The following is a 21,876-nucleotide window of genomic DNA, read 5'->3' as shown; positions in this document are numbered from 1 at the left end:
CCATGGATAAAACATACAACCCGCAGTCGATTGAACAGGCACTCTATAAAGCCTGGGAAGAGAAAGGCTACTTCAAACCAAGTGGTGATAGCAGCAACGGCAACTACAGCATCATGATCCCGCCGCCGAACGTCACTGGCAGCCTGCACATGGGCCATGCGTTCCAAGACACCATCATGGACACGCTGATCCGTTACCAACGCATGAAAGGCAAAAATACCCTGTGGCAAGTCGGTACCGACCACGCCGGTATCGCCACCCAGATGCTGGTTGAGCGTAAGCTGGAAGCCGAAGAAGGCAAAAGCCGCCACGACTTAGGCCGTGATGCATTCATGGAAAAAGTATGGGAATGGAAAGCGCAATCTGGCGGCACCATTACCAAACAGCTGCGTCGTATGGGCGCTTCTGTAGATTGGGATCGCGAACGTTTCACCATGGATGAAGGTTTGTCCAAAGCAGTTCAAGAAGTGTTTGTCCGTTTGTACAAAGACAACCTGATCTACCGCGGCAAACGTTTGGTGAACTGGGATCCAAAACTGCACACCGCGATTTCCGATCTGGAAGTTGAAAACCAAGAAAAACAAGGCTCCATGTGGCACTTCCGCTATCCGCTGGCGGGCGATGCCCTGACGGCTGATGGCAAAGATTACTTAGTTGTCGCCACTACTCGTCCAGAAACCATGCTGGGTGACAGCGCCGTGGCGGTACATCCAGAAGATGAACGCTACGCGTCACTCATCGGTAAAGAGATCATTCTGCCGCTGGTCAATCGTCGCATTCCTATCGTGGCTGACGAATATGTTGACCGCGAATTTGGTACGGGTTGTGTGAAAATCACTCCAGCGCACGACTTCAACGACTACGAAGTTGGTAAGCGCCACAGCCTGCCAATGTTCAACATCATGACCCTGAACGCTGACATTCGTGCCACAGCTGAAGTGTTGAACACCGACGGCAGCCAAAACACCGCATTGGATAACAGCCTGCCAAGCGAATACGCTGGCATGGAACGTTTCGCCGCGCGTAAAGCGATTGTTGAAGCGTTTGACGCACTGGGCTTACTTGAAAAAATCGAGCCACACAGTTTGAAAGTGCCATACGGCGACCGTTCTGGCGTGGTGATCGAACCGCTGCTGACCGACCAATGGTATGTAGCTGTGAAATCTCTGGCTGAGCCAGCGATCAAAGCGGTTGAAGATGGTGACATCAAGTTCGTGCCACAACAGTACGAAAACATGTACTTCTCGTGGATGCGCGACATTCAAGACTGGTGTATCTCGCGTCAGCTATGGTGGGGTCATCGCATTCCTGCATGGTACGACGACGCTGGTAACGTCTACGTTGGCCGTAACGAAGCGGAAGTCCGTAGCGAAAACAACCTGAGTGCCGATATCGCGCTGCGCCAAGACAACGATGTACTGGACACTTGGTTCAGCTCTGCATTGTGGACCTTCTCCACTTTGGGCTGGCCAGAAAACACTGAAGATCTGAAACTGTTCCACCCATCTGATGTGTTGGTGACTGGTTTCGACATCATCTTCTTCTGGGTGGCGCGCATGATCATGATGACTATGCACTTCATCAAAGATGAGAATGGCAAGTCACAAGTACCATTCAAAACCGTGTACGTCACCGGTCTTATCCGTGACGAGCAAGGTAACAAGATGTCGAAATCTAAGGGCAACGTGCTTGACCCATTGGATATGATCGACGGTATCGACTTGGAATCACTGGTACAAAAACGTACCGGTAACATGATGCAGCCACAACTGGCCGCCAAAATTGAAAAGAGCACCCGCAAAGAGTTTGCTGAAGGCATTGAAGCCCACGGTACTGACGCGCTGCGCTTTACTCTGGCAGCGATGGCATCAACTGGTCGTGACATCAACTGGGACATGAAACGTCTGGATGGTTACCGCAGCTTCTGTAACAAGTTGTGGAACGCTTCACGCTACGTGTTGATGAACACCGAAGAGCAAGATTGCGGACAGAACGGTGGCGAGATGACCCTGTCACTGGCGGATCGCTGGATCATCAGCCTGTTCAACGAAACCGTAAAAACCTTTGATGACCACATCAATGCCTTCCGTTTCGACTTGGCCGCTAACACCCTGTACGAGTTCACTTGGAACCAATTCTGTGACTGGTACTTGGAGCTGACCAAACCGGTATTGAACAGCGGCACTGAAGCAGAACTACGCGGTACTCGCCATACTCTGGTGACCGTACTGGAGCAACTGCTGCGCCTGATGCACCCTCTGACACCATACATCACTGAAACCATCTGGCATCGCGTGAAACCGCTGGCCGGTGTGGAAGGCGAAACCCTGATGTTGATGCCGTTCCCTGAGTATCAAGCCGATAAAGCCGATACCGAAGCGCAAGCGGATCTGGAATGGGTTAAACAAGTGATTGTCGCGGTACGTAACATTCGCGCTGAGCTGAACATCGCGCCATCTAAGCCGCTGAACGCGTTGCTGAAAGATGTCAGCGACAAAGACGCTGCCCGTTTGAACGCCAATCGAACCTTCTTAGCTTCACTGGCGAAGCTGGAAAGCATCACTGTACTGGCTGACGGCGAAGCTGCACCAATGTCGACCACGCAACTGGTGGGCAAAATGGAACTGCTGATCCCAATGGCGGGTTTGATTGACGTTGCCGCCGAAATGGCGCGTATCGACAAACAGCTGGAAAAACTGGCGCAAGAAGCTGGCCGTATCGAAAACAAACTTTCGAACCAAGGCTTTGTTGCTAAAGCACCAGCAGACGTGATTGAAAAAGAACGCGCTAAACTGGCGGACTACCAACGCGACCAAGAAAAGCTGACTGAACAGAAAGCAGAACTGGCGAAGCTGGAAGCGTAAGCTAGTTGAAAATGCAGAAAAGCGGCTGAGTAAGCCGCTTTTTTATTGCCTAAAAATTAGCACTTAAAACCATTAATGATTTGAATTAAAAACGTTAGTCCAGCGAAAAGTCACTCAGGTCAACGTCATCCGTTGGCTTATCATCAAAGTCCAATTGCTGATTTTGCAGGCTCAGCTCGGCACTGGCCGCTTGTTGGGCTTGCTGCTTTTGCTTAAATGCCGCATAAGCACGGCGGCGCTTGCGGTCTTTGCACAAACGCACCACTTCTTCTTTCTGCGCATTGCTGAGATTAAGCCAACCAAAGCGTTCATCGCGGCTACGCATACAGCCTTTGCAGTAACCTCGCTCGTCGGTTTGGCAGATGCCAATACAGGGACTTGGAATTTCAAAAAACGCTAACTGTTCCATACCTCGCCCGCTCAGAATTTCAAAAACACTCATGCCATCGGCATATCATCGAACGCTAACGTATAGCACTTTGCTCGCTAAAAGGCGATTTTTTCAGCACTACAAAAACGATTATTTCAAAATCCGCACAGAGAGTTTGGCAGCGAATACGTGGCTTTAGCTGAAGTTGCGAGGTGAAATCAGTACACTAGCGGGCATCGCGCGCACCTGCGCTACTAAAAATGAAATAAAGGTACCCGAATGATGTTAGGCACTCCACTGTGTGAAGGCGCAAAACGCGCTATGTTGCTGGGCTGTGGTGAACTCGGCAAAGAAGTCGCCATCGAGTTGCAGCGCCTTGGTGTAGAAGTGATTGGTGTGGATCGCTACCCAAATGCGCCAGCGATGCAAGTGGCGCACCGCTCACACGTGATCAATATGCTTGATGGTGCGGCACTGCGCCAAGTGATTGCGACGGAACAACCACACCTGATCATTCCTGAAATCGAAGCGATTACGACTCAAACCCTACTGGAGTTGGAAGCGGAAGGGCTACACGTGGTGCCAACCGCGCGTGCCACCCGTTTGACCATGGACCGCGAAGGCATTCGCCGTCTGGCAGCGGAAGAACTCGGTCTGCCGACCTCACCATATCAATTTTGCGATACCGAAGCCGAGTTCACTGACGCGGTTAACCGCATTGGTATGCCTTGTGTGGTCAAGCCGGTGATGAGTTCCAGCGGTAAAGGCCAAAGCGTGATCCGCGATGCCGCGCAAATCGCCAAAGCCTGGCAATACGCCCAAGAAGGCGGTCGCGCCGGTCAAGGCCGCGTGATTGTCGAAGGCTTTGTCGCGTTTGATTATGAAATCACCCTGCTGACCATCAGTGCCGTTAACGGCATCCACTTCTGCGCGCCGATCGGTCATCGCCAAGAAGATGGTGATTACCGCGAATCGTGGCAGCCACAAGTCATGAGTCCACTGGCATTGGAGCGCGCCCAAGCGATTGGCCGTAAGATTGTTGATGCCTTAGGGGGTTATGGCCTGTTTGGGGTTGAGCTGTTTATTCAGGGCGATGAGGTGTATTTCTCTGAAGTTTCGCCACGGCCACACGATACTGGCATGGTGACCTTAATCAGCCAAGATTTGTCAGAGTTTGCCCTGCATGTGCGCGCCATTCTTGGTTTGCCTATCAGCAACATCCACCAGCACGGCGCCAGTGCCTCGGCAGTCATTCTGCGCGAAGGCACCTCAAGCAACATCCGTTATGACGGCTTAGCGGAAGCGCTGGCACAACCCAACACGCAACTGCGCTTATTTGGCAAACCAGAAATCAATGGCCGCCGCCGTTTAGGTGTTGCCTTAGCGCGTGATGAAAGCATTGAAGCTGCGGTAGAAAAGGCGCTAGCTGCTGCTTCTAAAGTGACGGTGACGTTCTAAGTAGATGCTCAATCGCTGCGAGTAAGTGATTAAACAGCAAAAAGCCCAACCTCTCAGTGTTGGGCTTTTTCATATCCGTAGAAGCTCGTAGTTCTTAGCTGGTAACTCGTAGCTCGTAACTCTTAGCTCGTAACTTATAGCTTATAGCTTATAGCTTATAGCTTATAGCTTATAGCTTATAGCTCGTAACTCGTAGCTCGTAACTCGTAGCTCGTAGCTCGTAGCTCATAGCTCGTTAGCGATTAACGCAGTTGATCACCTTGCCATCGACAAACGCTTGCACGTTATTGATGGCGATGTTCAGCAGGTTCTGCCGTGCCTCGGTCGTTGCCCACGCATTGTGCGGCGTAATACTGATGTTAGCGGCGGTTAGCAGCGGATTGTCAGCTTTGGGTGGTTCAGTCGATAACACATCAACACCGGCACGTACTTTACCAGCGTTTAGCGCCTCGGCTAGCGCAGCTTCATCTACCAAGCCACCACGGGCAGTATTGATGATGATGCAGCCATCGCGCATTAGCGCCAAGGTATCACGGTTGATCATGCCAGCATTGGCGTCGGTCAATGGACAATGCAATGAGATGGCATGCGACTCGCGATACAACTCATCCAACGTGGCCCAAACCACGCCGTCGGGTAAATCGGTACGTTCCGAGCGGGTATTAAGCAGCACCTTCATCCCCAACGCCAGCGCAATATTCACCACGCGCGAACCAATATCGCCGTAGCCGACCACGCCCATCGTTTTGCCCGCCAGCGATGTCAGCGGTGACAAGGTGAAACAAAAATCGATGCTGTTTTGCCACATGCCGTTCGCCACCGCTTGGTGGTGCGCGCCCACTTGTTGGGTGTGATGCAGTAGATGCGCAAATACCATTTGCGCGACCGCATCCGGCCCATAACCTGGTACGTTTGTCACCACAATGTCACGCGCTTTCGCAGCGGCCAGATCCACCACGTTATAACCCGTTGCTAATACACCGACATAGCGCAGCTTGGGCAGTTGCGCCAACACATCGGCCCCCAGCAGCGTCTTGTTGGTCAGTACAATCTCAGCGTCTTGTGCGCGCGCGACGGTATCTGCGGCGCTAGTGCGATCATAGACGGTCAATTCACCCAGTTGCTGTAACGGCGCCCAAGATAGATCGCCGGGATTTAAAGTGAATCCATCTAACACCACAATTTTGGTTTTGTTGATCACGGCTGTACTCCATTGTTTTGTTAAAAACGAAATTGCAAACCGAGATTGGCTTGCCCTTGCCAAAAGGTGTCGCGAGAAATGTACCAAGTACACTGCTCATCGCGGCGACATGCAATACCACTATCGTCGCCAAAGAAGGTGGCAAACCCACGTAACTCGGTAAATAGCGCTAAATTGTGGGCGAGTTGATAGTTGAGCCCAGTGGCTAGGCCTAAGGAAAACTTATTGGTGCTGCCACGGGCGGCATCGGCAGCAAAGCGCGTCAGGCCGATGCTAGAAGCCACATATGGCCGCACGTCACCTTCGCTAAAATAGAGGGTGCCAGCGAGATGCCAATATTCCAATGTCATCTCTTCTGGCGGTGCCACATCGCGCTGCAGCAACAAGTCTGTTTGTTGGCGACTGTAAAACAGATACACATCGCCGTAACCGCGTTGTGCCAGTCCCAGCATGATGCCGCCATGCACTGAGTCTTTGAGTTGCGCCGCACCATCGTCGTAACGCGCGAGGTTGATACCGTCGGAACCAATACTGTAGCCGCCAAACGGTGCGACAAATACTTCCGCCCAAGAGGAGCTACACACAGATAAACTAATTAACAAACTGCTAAGTTGTGCCTTCACCTGCTGCTCCTCGGAATGAATGGGTCGTTATCGCATGCCGCGAGTACTCTTGATCTTGTCGTAGGCGACTTGGATATCCTGCGCCTTGCGCTTGGCGATTTCCATCATCTCTTGTGGCAGGCCTTTGGCAACCAGTTTGTCGGGATGATTCTCAGCCATCAGTTTACGGTATTTGCGCTTCAGGTCTTGGTCAGAGATATCTTCGCTGACGCCCAATACACTATACGCGTCTTTAATCGATGGGCCAGAGTTGTTGGCAGCACCACCTTGAAAGCGGCTTTCCGCTTGCCAACGTGCCAGCATCGCGTCGAGTTGCGCTTGCCCAAGGCCAAGACGATTAGCAATGGTTTGCAAAATAGCATATTCACGTGGATGCAGGTCGCCATCCGACAATGCGGTTTGGATTTGGATTTCCAAAAACATTAACTGCACTTCGCGGCGGCCAAAGGTCAGATCGCGAAAGCTACGCAGATGCGCTTCCAAATCAAAATCACTGGCTTTACCGCGACGAAATGCCGCTTGGGCTTCACGGCGAGCATCGCCATCTAAGCGCAAACTGTCCATCAGCGCGGTGGCCATGCGGATGTCATTTTCGGTCACACGACCAGAGGCTTTGGCCATGTGGCCCATCACCGCGAAGGTGGTGTTAAAAAACAGCGCTTGGCGTTCTTGCATGCCTTGAGGCGCGCCAGACAAGCGTTTATCAAATTGGTGACCAAGCCAAATACCTAAAATTGCGCCAAAAAAACGGCCAAACATAAAGCCGATCACGCCACCAAAAAACTTACCCCAAATCTGCATGGTTATTCCTGTGCTACCGCCTACGGCGGCTCTTAATACTTTTGTTGTTACTGAGAGATTGAGTGATGAGTGACAAAGGCTTCTGCCTGCGCCAAACGTTCAATGGTGCCGACATCGCACCAGTAAGGTGTAAAGATTTCCCCGCTCACCCGCCCTTGCGTCATGGCATCACGCAGCACCGGTCCCAACGCAAAACGGGACTGTGGGCAATCGGCGAAAAGCGCGGGATGATAAATGCCGATACCGGAAAAGGTAAATTTATCAGAGCCAGCATTGCTGACCTTGCCAGCTTGCAAGGCAAAATCGCCTTCGGGATGATGTTCTGGGTTAGGTACCAGCCACAAATGCGCCAAGCTGTCGGCAGCGAGTTGCAGCGGCAATGTCGGTAACCGTTCGATAAAAATATCGCCATTGATCACCAAGAATGGCTCATTCCCCAACAGCGGCAGCGCCTGTTTAATACCGCCGCCAGTTTCGAGTGCTTCGCGCTCTACGCTAAAGTGCAGCGTCACGCCAAAGCGAGAACCATCACCCAACCGCTGCTGCAATATATCCGCCAGCCAAGCGCAGTTAATCACTATGTCGCTAAAGCCGGCCGCAGCCAAACGCTCAATATGATATTCAATCAATGGCTTACCCGCCACTGCTACCAGCGGTTTAGGTAAGGTATCGGTAAGGGGCCGCAACCGTTCACCACGGCCAGCGGCTAAAATCATCGCTTTCACAGACAGCTATCCTTGTAATGTGCGCGGTAGTAATTGCTCATCAACCCAATCACCCAAGGCTTGTAACTCAGGATAGCGGCGACAAATGTCGACAATATACTGCAGCGTCAACGGAATATCCTTGATATAACCTGACTTGCCATCGCGATGTAGCAGGCGGGCAAAGATCCCCGCAGCTTTGATGTGGCGCTGTAATCCCATCAAATCGAACCAACGACGGAACTGGGTCAAGCTCACCGCCGCACTCAGCTGTTGCTGAGCGAGACACTGTTGGTAAAAATGCTCCAATAACGTATCGACAATGGCATCAGGCCAACGTACATAACAGTCGCGTAGCAAGGACACCGCATCGTAAGTGATCGGGCCGAGCACCGCATCTTGAAAATCGATCACCGCCAGTTCATCGTCCATCACCATCAAATTGCGGCTATGGAAATCGCGATGCATGCCAACTTTCGGCTGTGCTAAGGCGTTATCAACCAACAGCGCAAAACTCTGTTGTAATAGTTGCTGTTCGGTGCTGGATAAACTGATATGCCAATGTTCAGCCAACAACCATTCGGGGAAAATCGCCAATTCCCGCTCAACAAACGCCGCATCGTAATCGGGTAATGGGCCGATGTCTGAAGCGGTCACTGTGGCTATTTTTGGCAAAATCGCCAACGCTTGCTGATACCAATGGCTTACATTCTGTTCATTAAGTAATGACAATAACTGCGTATCGCCACAATCTTGTTGCAAAATGAAGCCTTGTTGTTGATTTACAGCCACAATGTTTGGCACCTTTATGCCCGCCGCTAAGTAAGCATTCGCCAACGCAATAAACGGCTGGTTATCCACTTTTTGTGGGGGCGAGTCAGCAACAATATAGTGTTGCTGCCCGTGTTGGACGCGAAAATAGCGCCGAAAACTGGCATCGCCGGAAATTAAATTAAGTTGCGCAGGGCTGCCAAAAAATTCAGCAAGCCATTGCTGTAGGTGTAGAAATCTCGGATCAGACAAGGCAACCTCGTGGCTCTTGGCGTAAAATTGCATTATTATAGCGGCGGAAAACACTAGGAAACAGTCGAGTTTGCGGATGATTTTTCGCTGACAGCGCTGCATGCAGCGATGCAACTTTTCCCCACCTAAACTTGTCCAGATGAGAATCCAGCAAAATAAGACCAACGATGCTGAAACGAACTTTAGTGACGCTATGCCTTTTGCCCTCTGTAACTGCGGTTGCAGCTGAGGCGACGCAGAATGACGCCAGTAGTGATGACCAATGCATCATTACTCCTCCGGTATCGCCGTTAGCCAAGCCGACCAACTTGGACAAAGTGACCAACCAGATAGTCCATATCAAGTCGAATCAGTCTGAAGGGACCTTAGGCGACAAGGCCACCTTTGATGGTGATGTTACCTTTCAACAAAATGGCCGTCAGATTAAGGCCGATCAGGCCATTGTTGATCAACAGCGACAAAGCTTTGAAGCCAACGGTCGTTTAGTGTTCCAAGATGGCGTGGTGACGGTTACCGCTGACTCACTAAATGCACAGATGAGTTCAAAAGTCGCCACGCTCGATAGCGCCCAGTACTGGCTCAATGGGCAGCAATTACACGGTAGTGCTGAAAAACTTGAAATTACTAAAGACAATAAAGTCATTTTAAAAAACAGTAATTTCACCACTTGCCCTATCGGTGATGAATCATGGGCGTTGCATGCACGCCGCATTCAACTTGATCCTGATGACGAGTGGGGGGAAATCTGGGACGCAAAGTTAGAGATCGGCAGTGTACCGGTGTTTTATGTGCCGTACATGACCATCCCTATTTCTGATAAGCGTAAGACTGGGTTTCTGTTTCCTAAGTTCAGCTCCAGTACCAAAAACGGTATTGAGTTTGCGACGCCGTTCTACTGGAATATCAGCCCAGAATACGACCTCACGTTTACCCCGGATTACATGACCTCGCGCGGTATCTATACCAAGACCGAATTCCGTTATTTAGCGGGCGAACGTCAAGCAGGCCAAGTTAACTTAGAATATCTCGGTAAAGATGACATGTTGTCGAACCATGCTGACCGCTGGTTAGTCAACTTTAACCATCAAGGCGCCATCGATAAAAACTGGCGTGTGATGGCTAACTATGTCGATATCTCGGATAACAACTACTTTACCGATTTAGATTCTGACGTCAGTCGCGCCACAGAAAACCAATTATCGCGTATTGGTGACATCAGCTATTTAACTGATAACTGGGATTTCAGTGCTCGCGTGCAAGATATTAAAGTGCTGGGCGAAGTCACCAGCCCATACCAAGTGATGCCACAGTTGAGCTTTGCTTACCGAGCCCCCTCCATCTGGCAAAAGTTGGATTTTAATCTCTACTCAGAGCTGACTAACTTTGAACATCGCGGTAACGGCTTTAATACCGCTACCCGTTTACATGTTGAGCCAAGTTTATCTCTACCGATCCAAGGACCAGCAGGCTCAATCACCAGTGAAGTGAAACTGTTCCAAACTAACTATTCGCAACGTAACCTCGCTGTAGAACAGTTGGATGAAGACGTAAACCGCACCATTCCTGAAGTGCGAGTACATGGCAAAATTAACTTTGAGCGCTTTACTGAATACTTCGATGAGAACTATCGCCAAACTTTAGAGCCGCAGTTTCAATATCTGTACGTTGGCCACCGCGATCAGTCCAATATTGGTATTTACGATACCGCTGAACTGCAACAGGATTACATCGGCTTATTCCGTGATCGCCGTTACTCCGGCCTTGACCGGATTGCTGATGCCAACCAGTTAACCGTAGGTTTGACTAGCCGCTTGTTTGACGAACACAACGTCGAGCAGTTCCGTTTTAGTTTGGGGCAGATTGCGTACTTCGAAAACAGCAAAGTCAACATGTATGCTGATGAGCTATCAGAAGATAGTTCCACCTCGGTGCTAGCGGCCGAGATGGACTTGCATCTCTATGATGACTGGTTCTTTAGCACAGCGATTCAATACGACACACGCCATCACGATAACAAAAAAAGCGAAGCGACCCTTGATTACCGTCCAGGCCCAAACAAGTTGGTACAGCTCAGTTATCGTTACGTGCCAGATCTGCTGAACAGTAACACCAATGACCAAGTGGATATCAAACAAGCCGGTATTCGTACGGCTTGGCCGCTCACCGATAATCTCTACTTTGTGGGTAACTTCTATTACGACTTAAACGAAGACCGCTCAGTAGAAAACTATACCGGTCTGCAGTATGAATCTTGCTGCTGGGCAGTGCGATTTGCTTATCACTATCGCATCAAAACCAACTACGAAGATAACTACAATCCGGTGTTAGATAACCGCGAGTTATTTGAAACCTCATTCACCTTGAACTTTGTGATTAAAGGCCTTGGTGGCACAGGTCCGCTCGGCGTTGCCGATATGATGGATGATGGGGTGTTCAGTTACCGTAAACCACTTTATCTAAGGAATTAGGTAACTTTTATGTTAGATTGCTGAACCTCGAAATGAACTCGTAGTCAAAACTGAACGACATGGCCGCAGAGCGTCTGCAGCTAGATAAAAAATGTGGCAAGGATTTTTTTAATGGTACCTGGTAAAAAACTGATATTCGGATTGTTTGCACTGGCGTTGAGCCATGCCGTTGTAGCAGACCCACAGCCTTTGGACCGGATTGCGGTACAGGTGAATGATGGGGTAATTCTGGAAAGTGAAATTCAGAACATGCTCCAACAAGTAAAAACCGATGCGCTAAAAAACAAGCAGGAGCTGCCCTCTTCGGAAGCGCTGCGTCGCCAAGTCATTGAACGACTCATTTTGACCCGCTTGCAGATGCAAACCGCTGACCGTATTGGTCTGCATGTGGGCGACTTGCAACTGGATGAAACCATCGCCAACATCGCTAAGCAACAAAACATGAGCGTGCAACAGCTGCAAGCGCAAGTAGAAGCTGACGGCGAAAGCTTTAGCCATTATCGCGAACAGTTGCGTCAGGACATCACCCTAGGCGAAATCCAACGCATTCAAGTGCAACGTCGTATTCAAGTGTCTCCACAAGAGATCAGCCACTTGGTCAAATTGATCCAAGACCAAGGCTTAAAAGACGTGGAATTCCAAATCGGTCATATCCTGATCGATGTACCAGAAAACGCCACCACCGAACAACTTGAGTCAGCACGTAATCGTGCAGAAACGGTACTGAAACGTCTAAATGACGGCGCCGATTTCCGTACTACCGCGATTGCGGCGTCTTCAGGCCCGAAAGCGCTGGAAGGCGGTATCTGGGATTACATGAACATCAACGAGATGCCAACCCTATTTGCCGAAGTCGTCAACGGCGCGAAAAAAGGTGACATCATCGGCCCAATCAAGAGTGGCGCAGGCTTCCACATCATCAAAGTGATGGATGCTCGTGGTCTGGAAACTCAAGAGATCAAAGAAGTTAAAGCCCGTCATATTCTGTTGAAACCATCGCCAATTCTGTCAGAAGAACGCGCCAAAGCTATGCTGCAAGAGTTCCTGAAGAAAATACGCAGCGGTGACGCTAAATTTGCTGATCTGGCGCGCCAATATTCAGAAGATGAAGGTTCAGCAACCAAAGGTGGCGAACTGGGTTGGTCGCAAACTGACGTCTACGTGCCAGCATTTAAAGACACGCTGGACCATATGAAAGTGGGCGAAATCAGTGAACCGTTCCGTTCTACTTTTGGTTGGCACATCATCGAGTTAGAAGACACTCGTATGACAGATGCAACCGAACAATTTAATACTAACCGCGCTCATCAGTTGATTTTTAGAAGAAAATTCAATGAAGAGTTGCAAGCTTGGCTCGACGAAATGCGCGCAAGTGCCTACATTGAAGTCTTTGAGCCTGCGCCTATCAGAGGTTAATCAGTTTGACTACCAAACGTATCGCGATTACCGCCGGTGAGCCTGCCGGTATTGGACCTGAGCTAGTGGTACAACTCGCTCAGCACGACTGGCCTGTTGAGTTAGTCGTTTGCGCTGATCCATCGTTGCTGCAAGCCCGCGCCAGAATGCTTGGCCTAACCTTGCACCTGCGACCGTATCAGCCGTCCATGCCGCCAAAACCGCAAGAGGCAGGTACTCTGACCATTGTGCCATTTAGTATGGCGGTGGAATCGCGCTGTGGTGTGTTAGACGAACAGAACAGTAACTACGTGGTCGATACACTGGCCTACGCTGGCGAGAAGAACATCAGCGGCGAATTTGATGCGGTAGTGACCGGCCCCGTCCATAAAGGGATTATCAACCAAGCGGGCATTCCGTTTTCCGGTCATACCGAGTTTTTTGCACATCAAGCAGGTTGTAAAGATGTGGTGATGCTGCTGGCTTGCCCTAAACTGCAAGTTGCCTTGGTCACCACGCATATCCCGTTGGCCTATGTGTCTAAAGCGATTACCCGTGAACGCTTACATCAAGTCATTCGCATCCTGCATCATGACTTAGTGGAACGTTTTGCGATTGAACAGCCAAAAATCTATGTTTGTGGTCTCAATCCGCATGCCGGTGAAAATGGTCATCTTGGCCGTGAAGAGTTAGACGTAATGATTCCCGCACTCGATGAACTGCGTGCCGAAGGATTACATTTAGTCGGTCCGCTGCCTGCCGATACCCTATTCCAACCCAAATATCTTGAAGATGCTGATGTGGTGCTATCTATGTATCACGATCAGGGCCTACCCGTGCTAAAATCCATGGGTTTTGGCCAAGCGGTAAACATTACCCTCGGTCTTCCTTACATAAGAACGTCGGTCGATCACGGCACCGCACTGGAACTAGCTGGCACTGGCACAGCCGATCTCGGCAGCTTCACCTGTGCATTGAACAAAGCCATTGAGCTAGCGACGAAGAACTGATTTAGATTGAGAGTTAATGAGCAATAAAGTCCATCTTGGCCACACGGCCAGAAAACGCTTCGGTCAGAACTTCCTAACTGACGACAATATTATTAACCGTATTGTTGGGGCGATCTCACCCGATAATGATCACATCATGGTGGAAATCGGTCCCGGTCTAGCCGCGCTGACCGAGCCGGTAGCCGAGTCAATCGACAAGTTGACTGTGGTTGAACTAGACCGCGATCTGGTTGAGCGCCTTAAACAACATCCGGTGCTAAAAGACAAACTGGAAATTCATCAAGGTGATGCGTTGCAGTTTGATTTTAGTCAGTTGCTCCAACCGGGCAAAAAGCTAAAGGTGTTTGGTAACTTGCCTTACAACATCTCTACGCCGCTGATGTTCCATCTGTTTGAGTACGCCGAACACATCGCCACCATGCACTTTATGCTGCAAAAAGAGGTGGTATTGCGTTTGTCGGCAACGCCGGGAAGCAAAGCTTATGGCCGCTTAACCGTGATGGCACAGTATTATTGCCAAGTGATCCCGGTACTCGAAGTGCCGCCAGAAAGCTTTACTCCGCCACCCAAAGTGGACTCAGCCGTGGTACGCTTGCTGCCATATGAACAGCCGCCCTATCCATGCGACGACATCAAACAGTTACAGCATGTGACTAGCACGGCCTTTAACATGCGCCGTAAAACGCTGCGTAATAACCTCAAAGGATTATTCAGCGACGAAGAGTTTACCCAGCTGGATATTGACGCCAGCCTGCGGCCTGAGCAGATCAGTGTGGCGCAATATGTCGCACTGGCCAACCTGCTAACCAGTAAAAACGCTTAACAGCAGGGCCGCAATCACTGCGGCCCTTTTGATCATGGGAAGGGATATGACCAACGAAGATAGTGCCATTAAAATCCACGTTGAAACCCAATATCTGGATGATCAATCATCAGCGCCACAACACCGCCATTTATTTAGCTACACTATCACCATAGTCAATCTGAGTGACCAAGCGGTCACCCTCAAGACTCGCCACTGGATCATCACCGATGCCAACGGCAAAATAAGTGAAGTGCAAGGAGAAGGCGTAGTGGGCGAAACACCTCGCATCAAACCGAACGAGGCCTATCGCTATTCTAGCGGCACGGTGTTAGAGACATCTGTTGGCGTCATGCATGGTAAATATCAGATGGTCGATGACCACGGCAAAACATTTGACGTACTGATCGCCCCTTTCCGGTTAGCTGTGCCAGGTATTATTCACTAGCTGACCAGCACTGGATACTTTGGCAGTAAACATTAAACACGATAGATCATCGGCCCCTAGGAGTTGTTTTGGCTAATTATTTTGTCGGCGATATTCAAGGTTGTTTTACCGAACTGCAATTGCTGCTCGATAGTGTGGCGTTTAATCCGGCCAAAGACGTGTTATGGGCTGTGGGGGATTTAGTCGCTCGCGGGCCAGATTCACTCGCTACGCTACGTTATTTCAAGTCGCTAGATAATGCCGGCCGCGTGGTACTGGGCAACCATGACCTTAACTTACTGGCAGTTCATGCCGGGCTTCGCCGCGTGAAAAACTCGGATAAACTCACCAAACTGCTGGCAGCTAAAGACGTTAATAGCCTTATTGATTGGCTGCGACAGCAACCACTTATTCAGCAACTGCCAGAACACCGAATCGTGATGACCCACGCAGGCATACCACCACAGTGGGATATTGCCACCGCGCAGCAGGAAGCGGATTTAGTGGCTAACGCATTACAGCGGCCTGACTACGTGCAAGAAATCCTGCAAAAGATGTATACCAACGAGCCCGAAGGCTGGAACGACCAGCTTAGCGGATTTGCCCAATTGCGATATTGCATCAACGCTCTTACCAGAATGCGCTATCTTTATTCTGACGGACGGCTGGATTTTTCATGTAAGTTACCGCCATCCCAGAGCACTCGTGCAGATCTCAAACCTTGGTACAGCTTCCCTTCTAGTAGCCAAGGCACCACCAAAGTGTTCGGTCACTGGGCGGCGCTGATGGGACAGTCAACCAATCATGAGTTTATGCCATTAGATACTGGTTGCTGCTGGGGAGAATTTATGACCATGTGGCATCTGGAAGCAAATCAGTTTATCACTCAGAACGCCATTAAATAGCACAAGTCATAAGCCGCTCCGTATTTGCTAAGCCATCACGGCTGACCACTATTACGGAGTCCTTATGAAGCTCAATGTTTCCACCCGTATCATTGCGGGATTTACCACGCTGATCCTGCTGCTGTTAGTGCTAGGTGTGGTTAATTGGTTAAGCAACCAATCGCTTAAAACCACCACCGCCATTACGCAGCAGCTCACCATTCCGACCTTAACTAGCACCACCCGGCTGACCGCAACCTTAGGTGAAGCACAACGTATTCTATTGGTGGGCTACTACAATGACAGCGTCTCGCAGATGCCCGACATCCTTAAGCAATATGCCGAGGAACAAACCCGTTTCAATCAAGAGATCAGCAAGCTGACAGAACTGGTACAACAACAGCCCAAAGTGATTGAAAACCTGCAAAGCCTCACGCAGCAGTACCAACAGTTTAGCCAGCTCAGCAATCAGCTACTCCAAGACCGCAAACAAGTATTGGACATTCAAGAGACATTGGTAAAACAACAACGAGCGCTAGAACGCGAACTTGATGAAGATCTTGGCAGCGCCATCATGCAACTGACCGATCTTGAGTTAAGTGATGATCCGATGCAGCAGCAAGCCGCCCAAACAGCCAGTAGCATTGATAGTAATATCAACAAAATGATGACTAGCCTCTACGATCTGGTGGCCGTGACTGAACAAGGTAAGTTTGAGCTACTAATCAATGAACTCAACTACATGGCTAATGCGACCATGGAGGCCACTGAACGACTGCAACAACAAGCGACCCCGGCGGGAATAACGAGTGCCGCCAACCTCGCCAAATTTCAGCAAACGGTTGTCACCTTCATTGCGCAAATCAACGGCGAGCAATCAATACAAACCCAGAAAGACGTGCAGTTACAGCTCGCGCAAGACGCCAGAACCATACTCAGCCAAGCCGCAGAACTGAAAGCCACCATGGTCGCGACCATGAAGCAGCTATCTGAAGCGATAGAACAACTCTCTGAACAGCTAAATGCTCAAACCCTTGGCGAGATTGACAACTCAGCCGTCAACACCTTGATTGTGGTGTGTATTGCCATTGTGGTTGCCATTGGTGTCGCTGCCGCGGTGATCGTGCCACTTAAACGCTCACTGAATAACATCAACTCGGCCTTAAACGTCATCGCCGCTGGCGACCTCACTCATAAACTCAACGACATCGGCGAAGATGAACTGGCCGAAGTTGCCAAAAACTGCAATCAGCTGATTAACAATCTGCGTAATGTCATCAGTAGCATCATTGACCGTTCCAATCAGCTCAGTCGCTCAGCCGAGCAAACCTCACACGTGACTGACAGTGCCGTAAATCATATCCAGCAACAAAAGCAGCAGATTATCCAAGCCGCCTCGGCAACGGACCAATTAGAATCCAGCGCCGCTCAAGTCTCTGACAGTGCCGATAGCGCATTAACCCAAATCCAGCTGGCCAATGAACAAACCCAAAGCATGACCAACGTCATGGCGCAGAATCAACAGACCATTCTGTTATTGGCGCAAGAGGTCATCAAAGCGACGGAGGTCATTGATTCACTGCATCAAAACACCAATGCGATCGACTCGATTTTGGAGGTTATTCGAGGCGTGGCCGAACAAACTAACCTATTGGCGCTGAATGCAGCCATTGAAGCGGCGCGCGCAGGCGAACAAGGACGAGGCTTTGCAGTCGTCGCCGATGAAGTGCGTAACCTTGCCTCGCGCACGCAAGAGTCCACCAATGAAATCCGCCAGATGATTGAAATGTTACAACAAGGCGCACAACAAGCGGTCAAAGTGATGTCACAAGGTCAGCAGCAAGCACAAGCATGTGTTGAAAGCACCGCCAGCACTCAAGATGCGTTGCGCGCCATCACTGACGCCGTGCAGCAGGCGCATCAAGCGGGTTCACAGATAGCCGCCGCCGCGATGGAGCAACGTCACGTCACTAACCAGATCTCAGCCATGTTGACTGATATCAGCCAACTGTCAGATGAAACTACCGCGGGTGCCAGCAAAACCGCCAGCGCCAGTAATGAAGTCGCCCAATTGGCTGACGCGTTACAAGCGTCAGTGAGTCAGTTCAGGATTTAAACCGCTTTGGTACGGCAACCGACGCAACACAGGTGCTGTTGCGCCAGTTGGCGTCTTTGATGATTTGCATTCACGCACCAACATCAACCCTCTGCTCATACGCCACTATTCGAGGGCGAGTATCCCTCGAATAGTTGGCTTCTGCATACGTCCATTAAGGCGTTTCGGGTAACGCCTTGGGTCGGTAATGTTCGCTGGTTAGCCCCAACCACTCAGGCAACGATGTACCTACCGAAATAGAGGAAAAGGTGCCCGTCAAAATGCCGATAAACATCGCGATAGAGAAGCCCTGAAGCGGCTCACCGCCCATCAGCCACAACGCCGCAACGGTCATCAACGTTGTGCCCGAGGTCACCATAGTACGCGAGAAAGTCGCTACTATCGCGGCGTTATTCACCTCAGCCACTGGCGTTTGCGGCTTAGCTATCAACAATTCTCGAATACGGTCCGCAATAATGATCGAGTCATTCAGCGAATAGCCGAGAATCGCCAGCACGGCGGCTAATACGGTCAGATTGAACTCCATCTGCGTTAACGCAAAAAAAGCGATCACAAAAATCACATCGTGCACCAAGGCAAACAAGGCACCGCTCGCCAAGCGCCATTCAAAGCGAAACGACAAGTAACCGAGGATACAGATAACCGCCACCAATAACGCTAGCGCACCTTGTTCCGCTAACTCAGCCCCCACCTGTGGCCCGACAATACTGGTATTGAGTACTTCCAGTGAAGTATTTAGTGGTGACAGTATTTGCGCCAAAGATGGCGGCGTTGTATCGCCCGCCGCTGCGGGATAACGTAATACCCAACGACCAGGCTCATCAGCCGCAATTAAAGACACATCACTGCCATAGGCTTGTTGTAACAGCGGCCGCATCTCGGTGGCACTAATCTGCTTATCAATGCGGATCTCGCTCACCACCCCGCCAGTGAAATCTAAGCCGAGATTTAGCCCTTTCCAGCCAATAATCGCGATAGAAAGCACCATCAAAACCACCGATATCCCGCTGCACGCGTAACGCCAGCTATTTGAAAAAGAGAGTTTCATATCAGATCCTTACATCACGAGAAAAATTACGGCCATAGGCCAAATTAATGATGGCTCTGGAGGCAAAAATACCGGTAAACATACTGGTCAACAGTCCTAAACCGAGTGTGAGTGCAAAGCCTCTGATCGGACCGTTACCGATGGAATACAGTACGACAGCGGTGATCATGGTGGTGAAGTTGGCATCAAAGATGGTGGAGAACGCGCTATCAAAGCCGCGGTCGATGGCGTGTGCAAGACTACGCCCCTCGGCTAATTTATCTCGTATGCGTTCAAAGATGAGCACGTTAGTATCGACCGCCATGCCGACAGTTAGCACCAACCCAGCAATCCCCGGTAAGGTTAATACTGCACCGGGAATCAACGCCATGAGCCCAAACAACAGCACCATATTGGCAAGCAACGCGACGTTAGCGACCCAACCTAGGCGACGGTACCACAGCGCCATAAATAACAAGGTGACCGCCATACCGAGCGCCAATGCGGCAAAGCCATTGTGGATGTTCTCAGCACCGAGGCTGGGGCCGATAGTACGCTCCTCCACAATTGTGACCGGCGCCGTCATGGAACCGGCCCGCAGTAATAGCGCCAATTGCTGTGCATCTTGATGGCTGCCCACACCTGTGATTCTGAAACGCTCAGGCAGTACCGATTGGATGGTTGCCACACTGATCACTTTGGTGCGCTGCGTCAACTTACCCTCAGCATCGCGCGCATATTCACTAAACGCAGTAGCCATGGGTTTACCGAGATGACTTTTAGAGAAAGCCGTCATCTGTTTGCCGCCAACGGCATCTAAGGTGATATTGACCTCAGCTTGGCCCATCTCTCCTGCGCCGGATCTGGCATCGAGAATATGGGCACCAGTGATAACCGGTTGTTTAGTCACATTAACCCGCCTTCCTTGGTTATCTGGCAACGACAGCGTCCCCACACTGCGTGGCGACACCTCATAGAATGCCAATGTCGCCGTGGCACCGATAACGTCTTTAGCAGCAGCCGGATCTTGTACACCGGGAAGCTCAATGCGAATACGATTCTCACCTTGGCGCTGTACTAATGCCTCAGTAATACCTAACTCTTCGATACGGCTACGCATGATTTGCAAATTCTGCTGTACCGTCTCATTGCGTAAGTTGTCTTGCTCCTTCGCAATGAGCTGTAGCAGTAGTTGTTCGCCATCATGGCGCACTTGCCACTGCGGATATTGGGCGGTTAAAAAACTGCGTATGGCACTACTCGTATCCGCAGTAACATTCAACTGTAAACTAGCGTCGTTAAGCGTACGCACAGTGACTGCGGGCAGATGTTTGCTACGCAAAAATTCCTGTAATCCATTGGTTAACGCTTCGCCTTGCTGCTGATAGACGGGCATAACATCCACATCAAGCAGAAACTGCACGCCGCCTCTAAGATCGAGGCCCAGTTTTATCGGCGAAAAACCAAGGTTAAGTAGCCAAGATGGCGCTGCAGGTGTCAGCGCTAACGCCAGCTTGTCAGGGCTGGCAGCGTAACCCGCCAATACCGCTTTGGCTTTGGTCTGCTGTTGTGGATCATCAAGCACCACAAGGGTTTTCTGCGCAGAGGCATCTAACCGCTTTAGGGCGATCTGATGTTGCTGTAAGGTGGTCGCGATAGCTTGGCTATCAAGACGTAACCCAGCAGAGGCCGGGATCTGAATCGCACTGTCTTCCCCAAACCAAGTAGGCAAAGCGCTTAGTGCCATAATGATTAACGTCACAATGAGGACTAAGTATTTCCACTTAGCATAGTGATTGAGTACAGCGGCAGGGCGACGTTTGTGCGAAGCGCCCAAAATAGGATCGATTAACATAGTATGCTCTTTGTCTCATTGAGCTGTGGCCTTGACCACAAGACACAGGCAACAGTGCAGAACATCTGTAGCGACGTTCCCATCCATTACCTAATGAATAATGTTGTCGCTAATTAGCGACGCGACAAAAACAACTAAGCCTGCTGGCTAAATCGATATTGAAGATTGGCATCCTGCCAGCCATTAAGCCTGAGCCGATGGCTTTGATAACTCAATGTCCATGCATTGCTTGGCAACGCAACAGCGTATCCATAGCTAAACAGAGGCACCAAAGGCAGAGGTAAAACAGCAGCGAGTGAATAACTTGGAGGATCAATAATCTGCGCCAGTACAGACATGCTCAAACAGCGCTGACTGGTGGAAGGTGCATACCAAAGACCATCGCTAGTAACGGCATGGTGATGAATTTCGACCGGCGGTACAAAATCGCCCGGAGAACTATCCACCGCGCCGCCATGCTGCACAATGACATGAGACACAGTGTTTATCGGCGTAAAAGCCTTCCAGGTCGCGTTCGATGCCACGCCAGAATAAACCGATACTAATAATCCAATCGCTACAAGCAAAATAAAACGATGGATAAACTGCAACAAATGCGTCTTCATAAGCCTCAATATGAGGGCGAAAAAAAAGAAATCAAGCTGCGAAGCTCGGTAGTGCGACCAACGCTAGATTTAAATTTAAATCACGCTATGCCTGATGCAGGAACTAGCTGCAAAGGTCAACAGCCACGTCCCGACAGGCCCAAGGCATGAATAACCTTACACTCTGCTCTGCTCTGCTCTGCTCTGCTCTGCTCTGCTCTGCTCTGCTCTGCTCTGCTCTGCTCTGCTCTGCTCTGCTCTGCT

The 21,876-nt window shown here is 50.3% G+C and carries 18 protein-coding genes; 9 read left to right on the top strand and 9 right to left on the bottom strand.

Annotated features, from left to right (window positions below; translation table 11 throughout):
* The first annotated feature begins 2 nt into the window (after positions 1 to 2).
* On the top strand, positions 3 to 2,864 hold the full coding sequence (locus L9G74_RS07085) for a valine--tRNA ligase (protein ID WP_238895605.1): 2,862 nt from the start codon (positions 3 to 5) through the stop codon (positions 2,862 to 2,864).
* 94 nt (positions 2,865 to 2,958) lie between these two features.
* On the opposite strand, the gene L9G74_RS07080 is transcribed toward L9G74_RS07085, so the two are convergent.
* Positions 2,959 to 3,273, bottom strand: a complete 315-nt coding sequence (locus L9G74_RS07080; protein ID WP_238895604.1) for a DUF1289 domain-containing protein — start codon at positions 3,271 to 3,273, stop codon at positions 2,959 to 2,961.
* 243 nt (positions 3,274 to 3,516) lie between these two features.
* Between L9G74_RS07080 and purT the strand changes: the two genes are divergently transcribed.
* On the top strand, positions 3,517 to 4,692 hold the full coding sequence (gene purT, locus L9G74_RS07075; RefSeq protein ID WP_238895952.1) for a formate-dependent phosphoribosylglycinamide formyltransferase: 1,176 nt from the start codon (positions 3,517 to 3,519) through the stop codon (positions 4,690 to 4,692).
* 235 nt (positions 4,693 to 4,927) lie between these two features.
* Here purT and L9G74_RS07070 read toward each other — a convergent pair whose 3' ends face one another.
* The 5 genes from L9G74_RS07070 to L9G74_RS07050 are packed head-to-tail and all read right to left on the bottom strand — an operon-like array spanning position 4,928 to position 9,077.
* The gene (locus tag L9G74_RS07070; protein ID WP_238895603.1) at positions 4,928 to 5,893 is read right to left on the bottom strand and encodes a D-2-hydroxyacid dehydrogenase; all 966 of its coding nucleotides are present in this window, start codon (positions 5,891 to 5,893) and stop codon (positions 4,928 to 4,930) included.
* 20 nt (positions 5,894 to 5,913) lie between these two features.
* Entirely contained in the window at positions 5,914 to 6,516 is a 603-nt protein-coding gene (locus L9G74_RS07065) for an outer membrane beta-barrel protein (protein ID WP_238895602.1), read from the bottom strand.
* Positions 6,517 to 6,543: 27 nt separating this feature from the next.
* A complete protein-coding gene (gene djlA, locus L9G74_RS07060; RefSeq protein WP_238895601.1) occupies positions 6,544 to 7,317 on the bottom strand; it encodes a co-chaperone DjlA in 774 nt (257 codons plus the stop codon).
* Positions 7,318 to 7,364: 47 nt separating this feature from the next.
* Positions 7,365 to 8,042 (bottom strand): N-acetylmuramate alpha-1-phosphate uridylyltransferase MurU, encoded by a 678-nt coding sequence (gene murU, locus L9G74_RS07055; RefSeq protein WP_238895600.1) that lies wholly within the window; start codon positions 8,040 to 8,042, stop codon positions 7,365 to 7,367.
* A gap of 6 nt (positions 8,043 to 8,048) precedes the next feature.
* Positions 8,049 to 9,077, bottom strand: a complete 1,029-nt coding sequence (locus L9G74_RS07050) for an aminoglycoside phosphotransferase family protein (protein WP_238895599.1) — start codon at positions 9,075 to 9,077, stop codon at positions 8,049 to 8,051.
* A gap of 134 nt (positions 9,078 to 9,211) precedes the next feature.
* On the opposite strand from L9G74_RS07050, the gene lptD reads away from it, so the two are divergent.
* From lptD to L9G74_RS07015, 7 genes are all read left to right on the top strand, one after another.
* A complete protein-coding gene (gene lptD / locus L9G74_RS07045) occupies positions 9,212 to 11,512 on the top strand; it encodes an LPS assembly protein LptD (RefSeq protein WP_238895598.1) in 2,301 nt (766 codons plus the stop codon).
* A gap of 111 nt (positions 11,513 to 11,623) precedes the next feature.
* Positions 11,624 to 12,928, top strand: coding sequence for a peptidylprolyl isomerase SurA (gene surA / locus L9G74_RS07040; protein ID WP_238895597.1), 1,305 nt, complete (start codon positions 11,624 to 11,626; stop codon positions 12,926 to 12,928).
* A gap of 5 nt (positions 12,929 to 12,933) precedes the next feature.
* Complete coding sequence (gene pdxA, locus L9G74_RS07035; RefSeq protein ID WP_238895596.1) at positions 12,934 to 13,917, top strand: 4-hydroxythreonine-4-phosphate dehydrogenase PdxA; 984 nt, start codon at positions 12,934 to 12,936, stop codon at positions 13,915 to 13,917.
* 16 nt (positions 13,918 to 13,933) lie between these two features.
* Positions 13,934 to 14,740 carry a 16S rRNA (adenine(1518)-N(6)/adenine(1519)-N(6))-dimethyltransferase RsmA gene (gene rsmA / locus L9G74_RS07030; RefSeq protein ID WP_238895595.1) on the top strand — a complete coding sequence of 269 codons (807 nt, stop codon included), beginning with the start codon at positions 13,934 to 13,936 and terminating at the stop codon, positions 14,738 to 14,740.
* Between the two features lie 46 nt (positions 14,741 to 14,786).
* Positions 14,787 to 15,167 (top strand): Co2+/Mg2+ efflux facilitator ApaG/CorD, encoded by a 381-nt coding sequence (apaG, locus tag L9G74_RS07025; RefSeq protein WP_238895594.1) that lies wholly within the window; start codon positions 14,787 to 14,789, stop codon positions 15,165 to 15,167.
* A gap of 68 nt (positions 15,168 to 15,235) precedes the next feature.
* On the top strand, positions 15,236 to 16,051 hold the full coding sequence (locus tag L9G74_RS07020) for a symmetrical bis(5'-nucleosyl)-tetraphosphatase (RefSeq protein WP_238895593.1): 816 nt from the start codon (positions 15,236 to 15,238) through the stop codon (positions 16,049 to 16,051).
* A 64-nt stretch (positions 16,052 to 16,115) separates the two neighbouring features.
* Positions 16,116 to 18,146: a methyl-accepting chemotaxis protein gene (locus L9G74_RS07015; protein WP_238895592.1), complete on the top strand. Its 2,031-nt coding sequence runs from the start codon at positions 16,116 to 16,118 to the stop codon at positions 18,144 to 18,146.
* 154 nt (positions 18,147 to 18,300) lie between these two features.
* Here L9G74_RS07015 and secF read toward each other — a convergent pair whose 3' ends face one another.
* From secF to L9G74_RS07000, 3 genes are all read right to left on the bottom strand, one after another.
* Positions 18,301 to 19,194 carry a protein translocase subunit SecF gene (gene secF, locus L9G74_RS07010; RefSeq protein WP_238895591.1) on the bottom strand — a complete coding sequence of 298 codons (894 nt, stop codon included), beginning with the start codon at positions 19,192 to 19,194 and terminating at the stop codon, positions 18,301 to 18,303.
* Between the two features lies 1 nt (position 19,195).
* The gene (secD, locus tag L9G74_RS07005; RefSeq protein ID WP_238895590.1) at positions 19,196 to 21,028 is read right to left on the bottom strand and encodes a protein translocase subunit SecD; all 1,833 of its coding nucleotides are present in this window, start codon (positions 21,026 to 21,028) and stop codon (positions 19,196 to 19,198) included.
* A 134-nt stretch (positions 21,029 to 21,162) separates the two neighbouring features.
* Positions 21,163 to 21,633, bottom strand: a complete 471-nt coding sequence (locus L9G74_RS07000) for a hypothetical protein (protein ID WP_238895589.1) — start codon at positions 21,631 to 21,633, stop codon at positions 21,163 to 21,165.
* Positions 21,634 to 21,876: the final 243 nt, after the last annotated feature.

This window comes from Shewanella electrica, assembly GCF_022321485.1.
Classification (GTDB): domain Bacteria; phylum Pseudomonadota; class Gammaproteobacteria; order Enterobacterales; family Shewanellaceae; genus Shewanella; species Shewanella electrica.
This window is presented reverse-complemented; position numbering and strand designations above follow the sequence as displayed.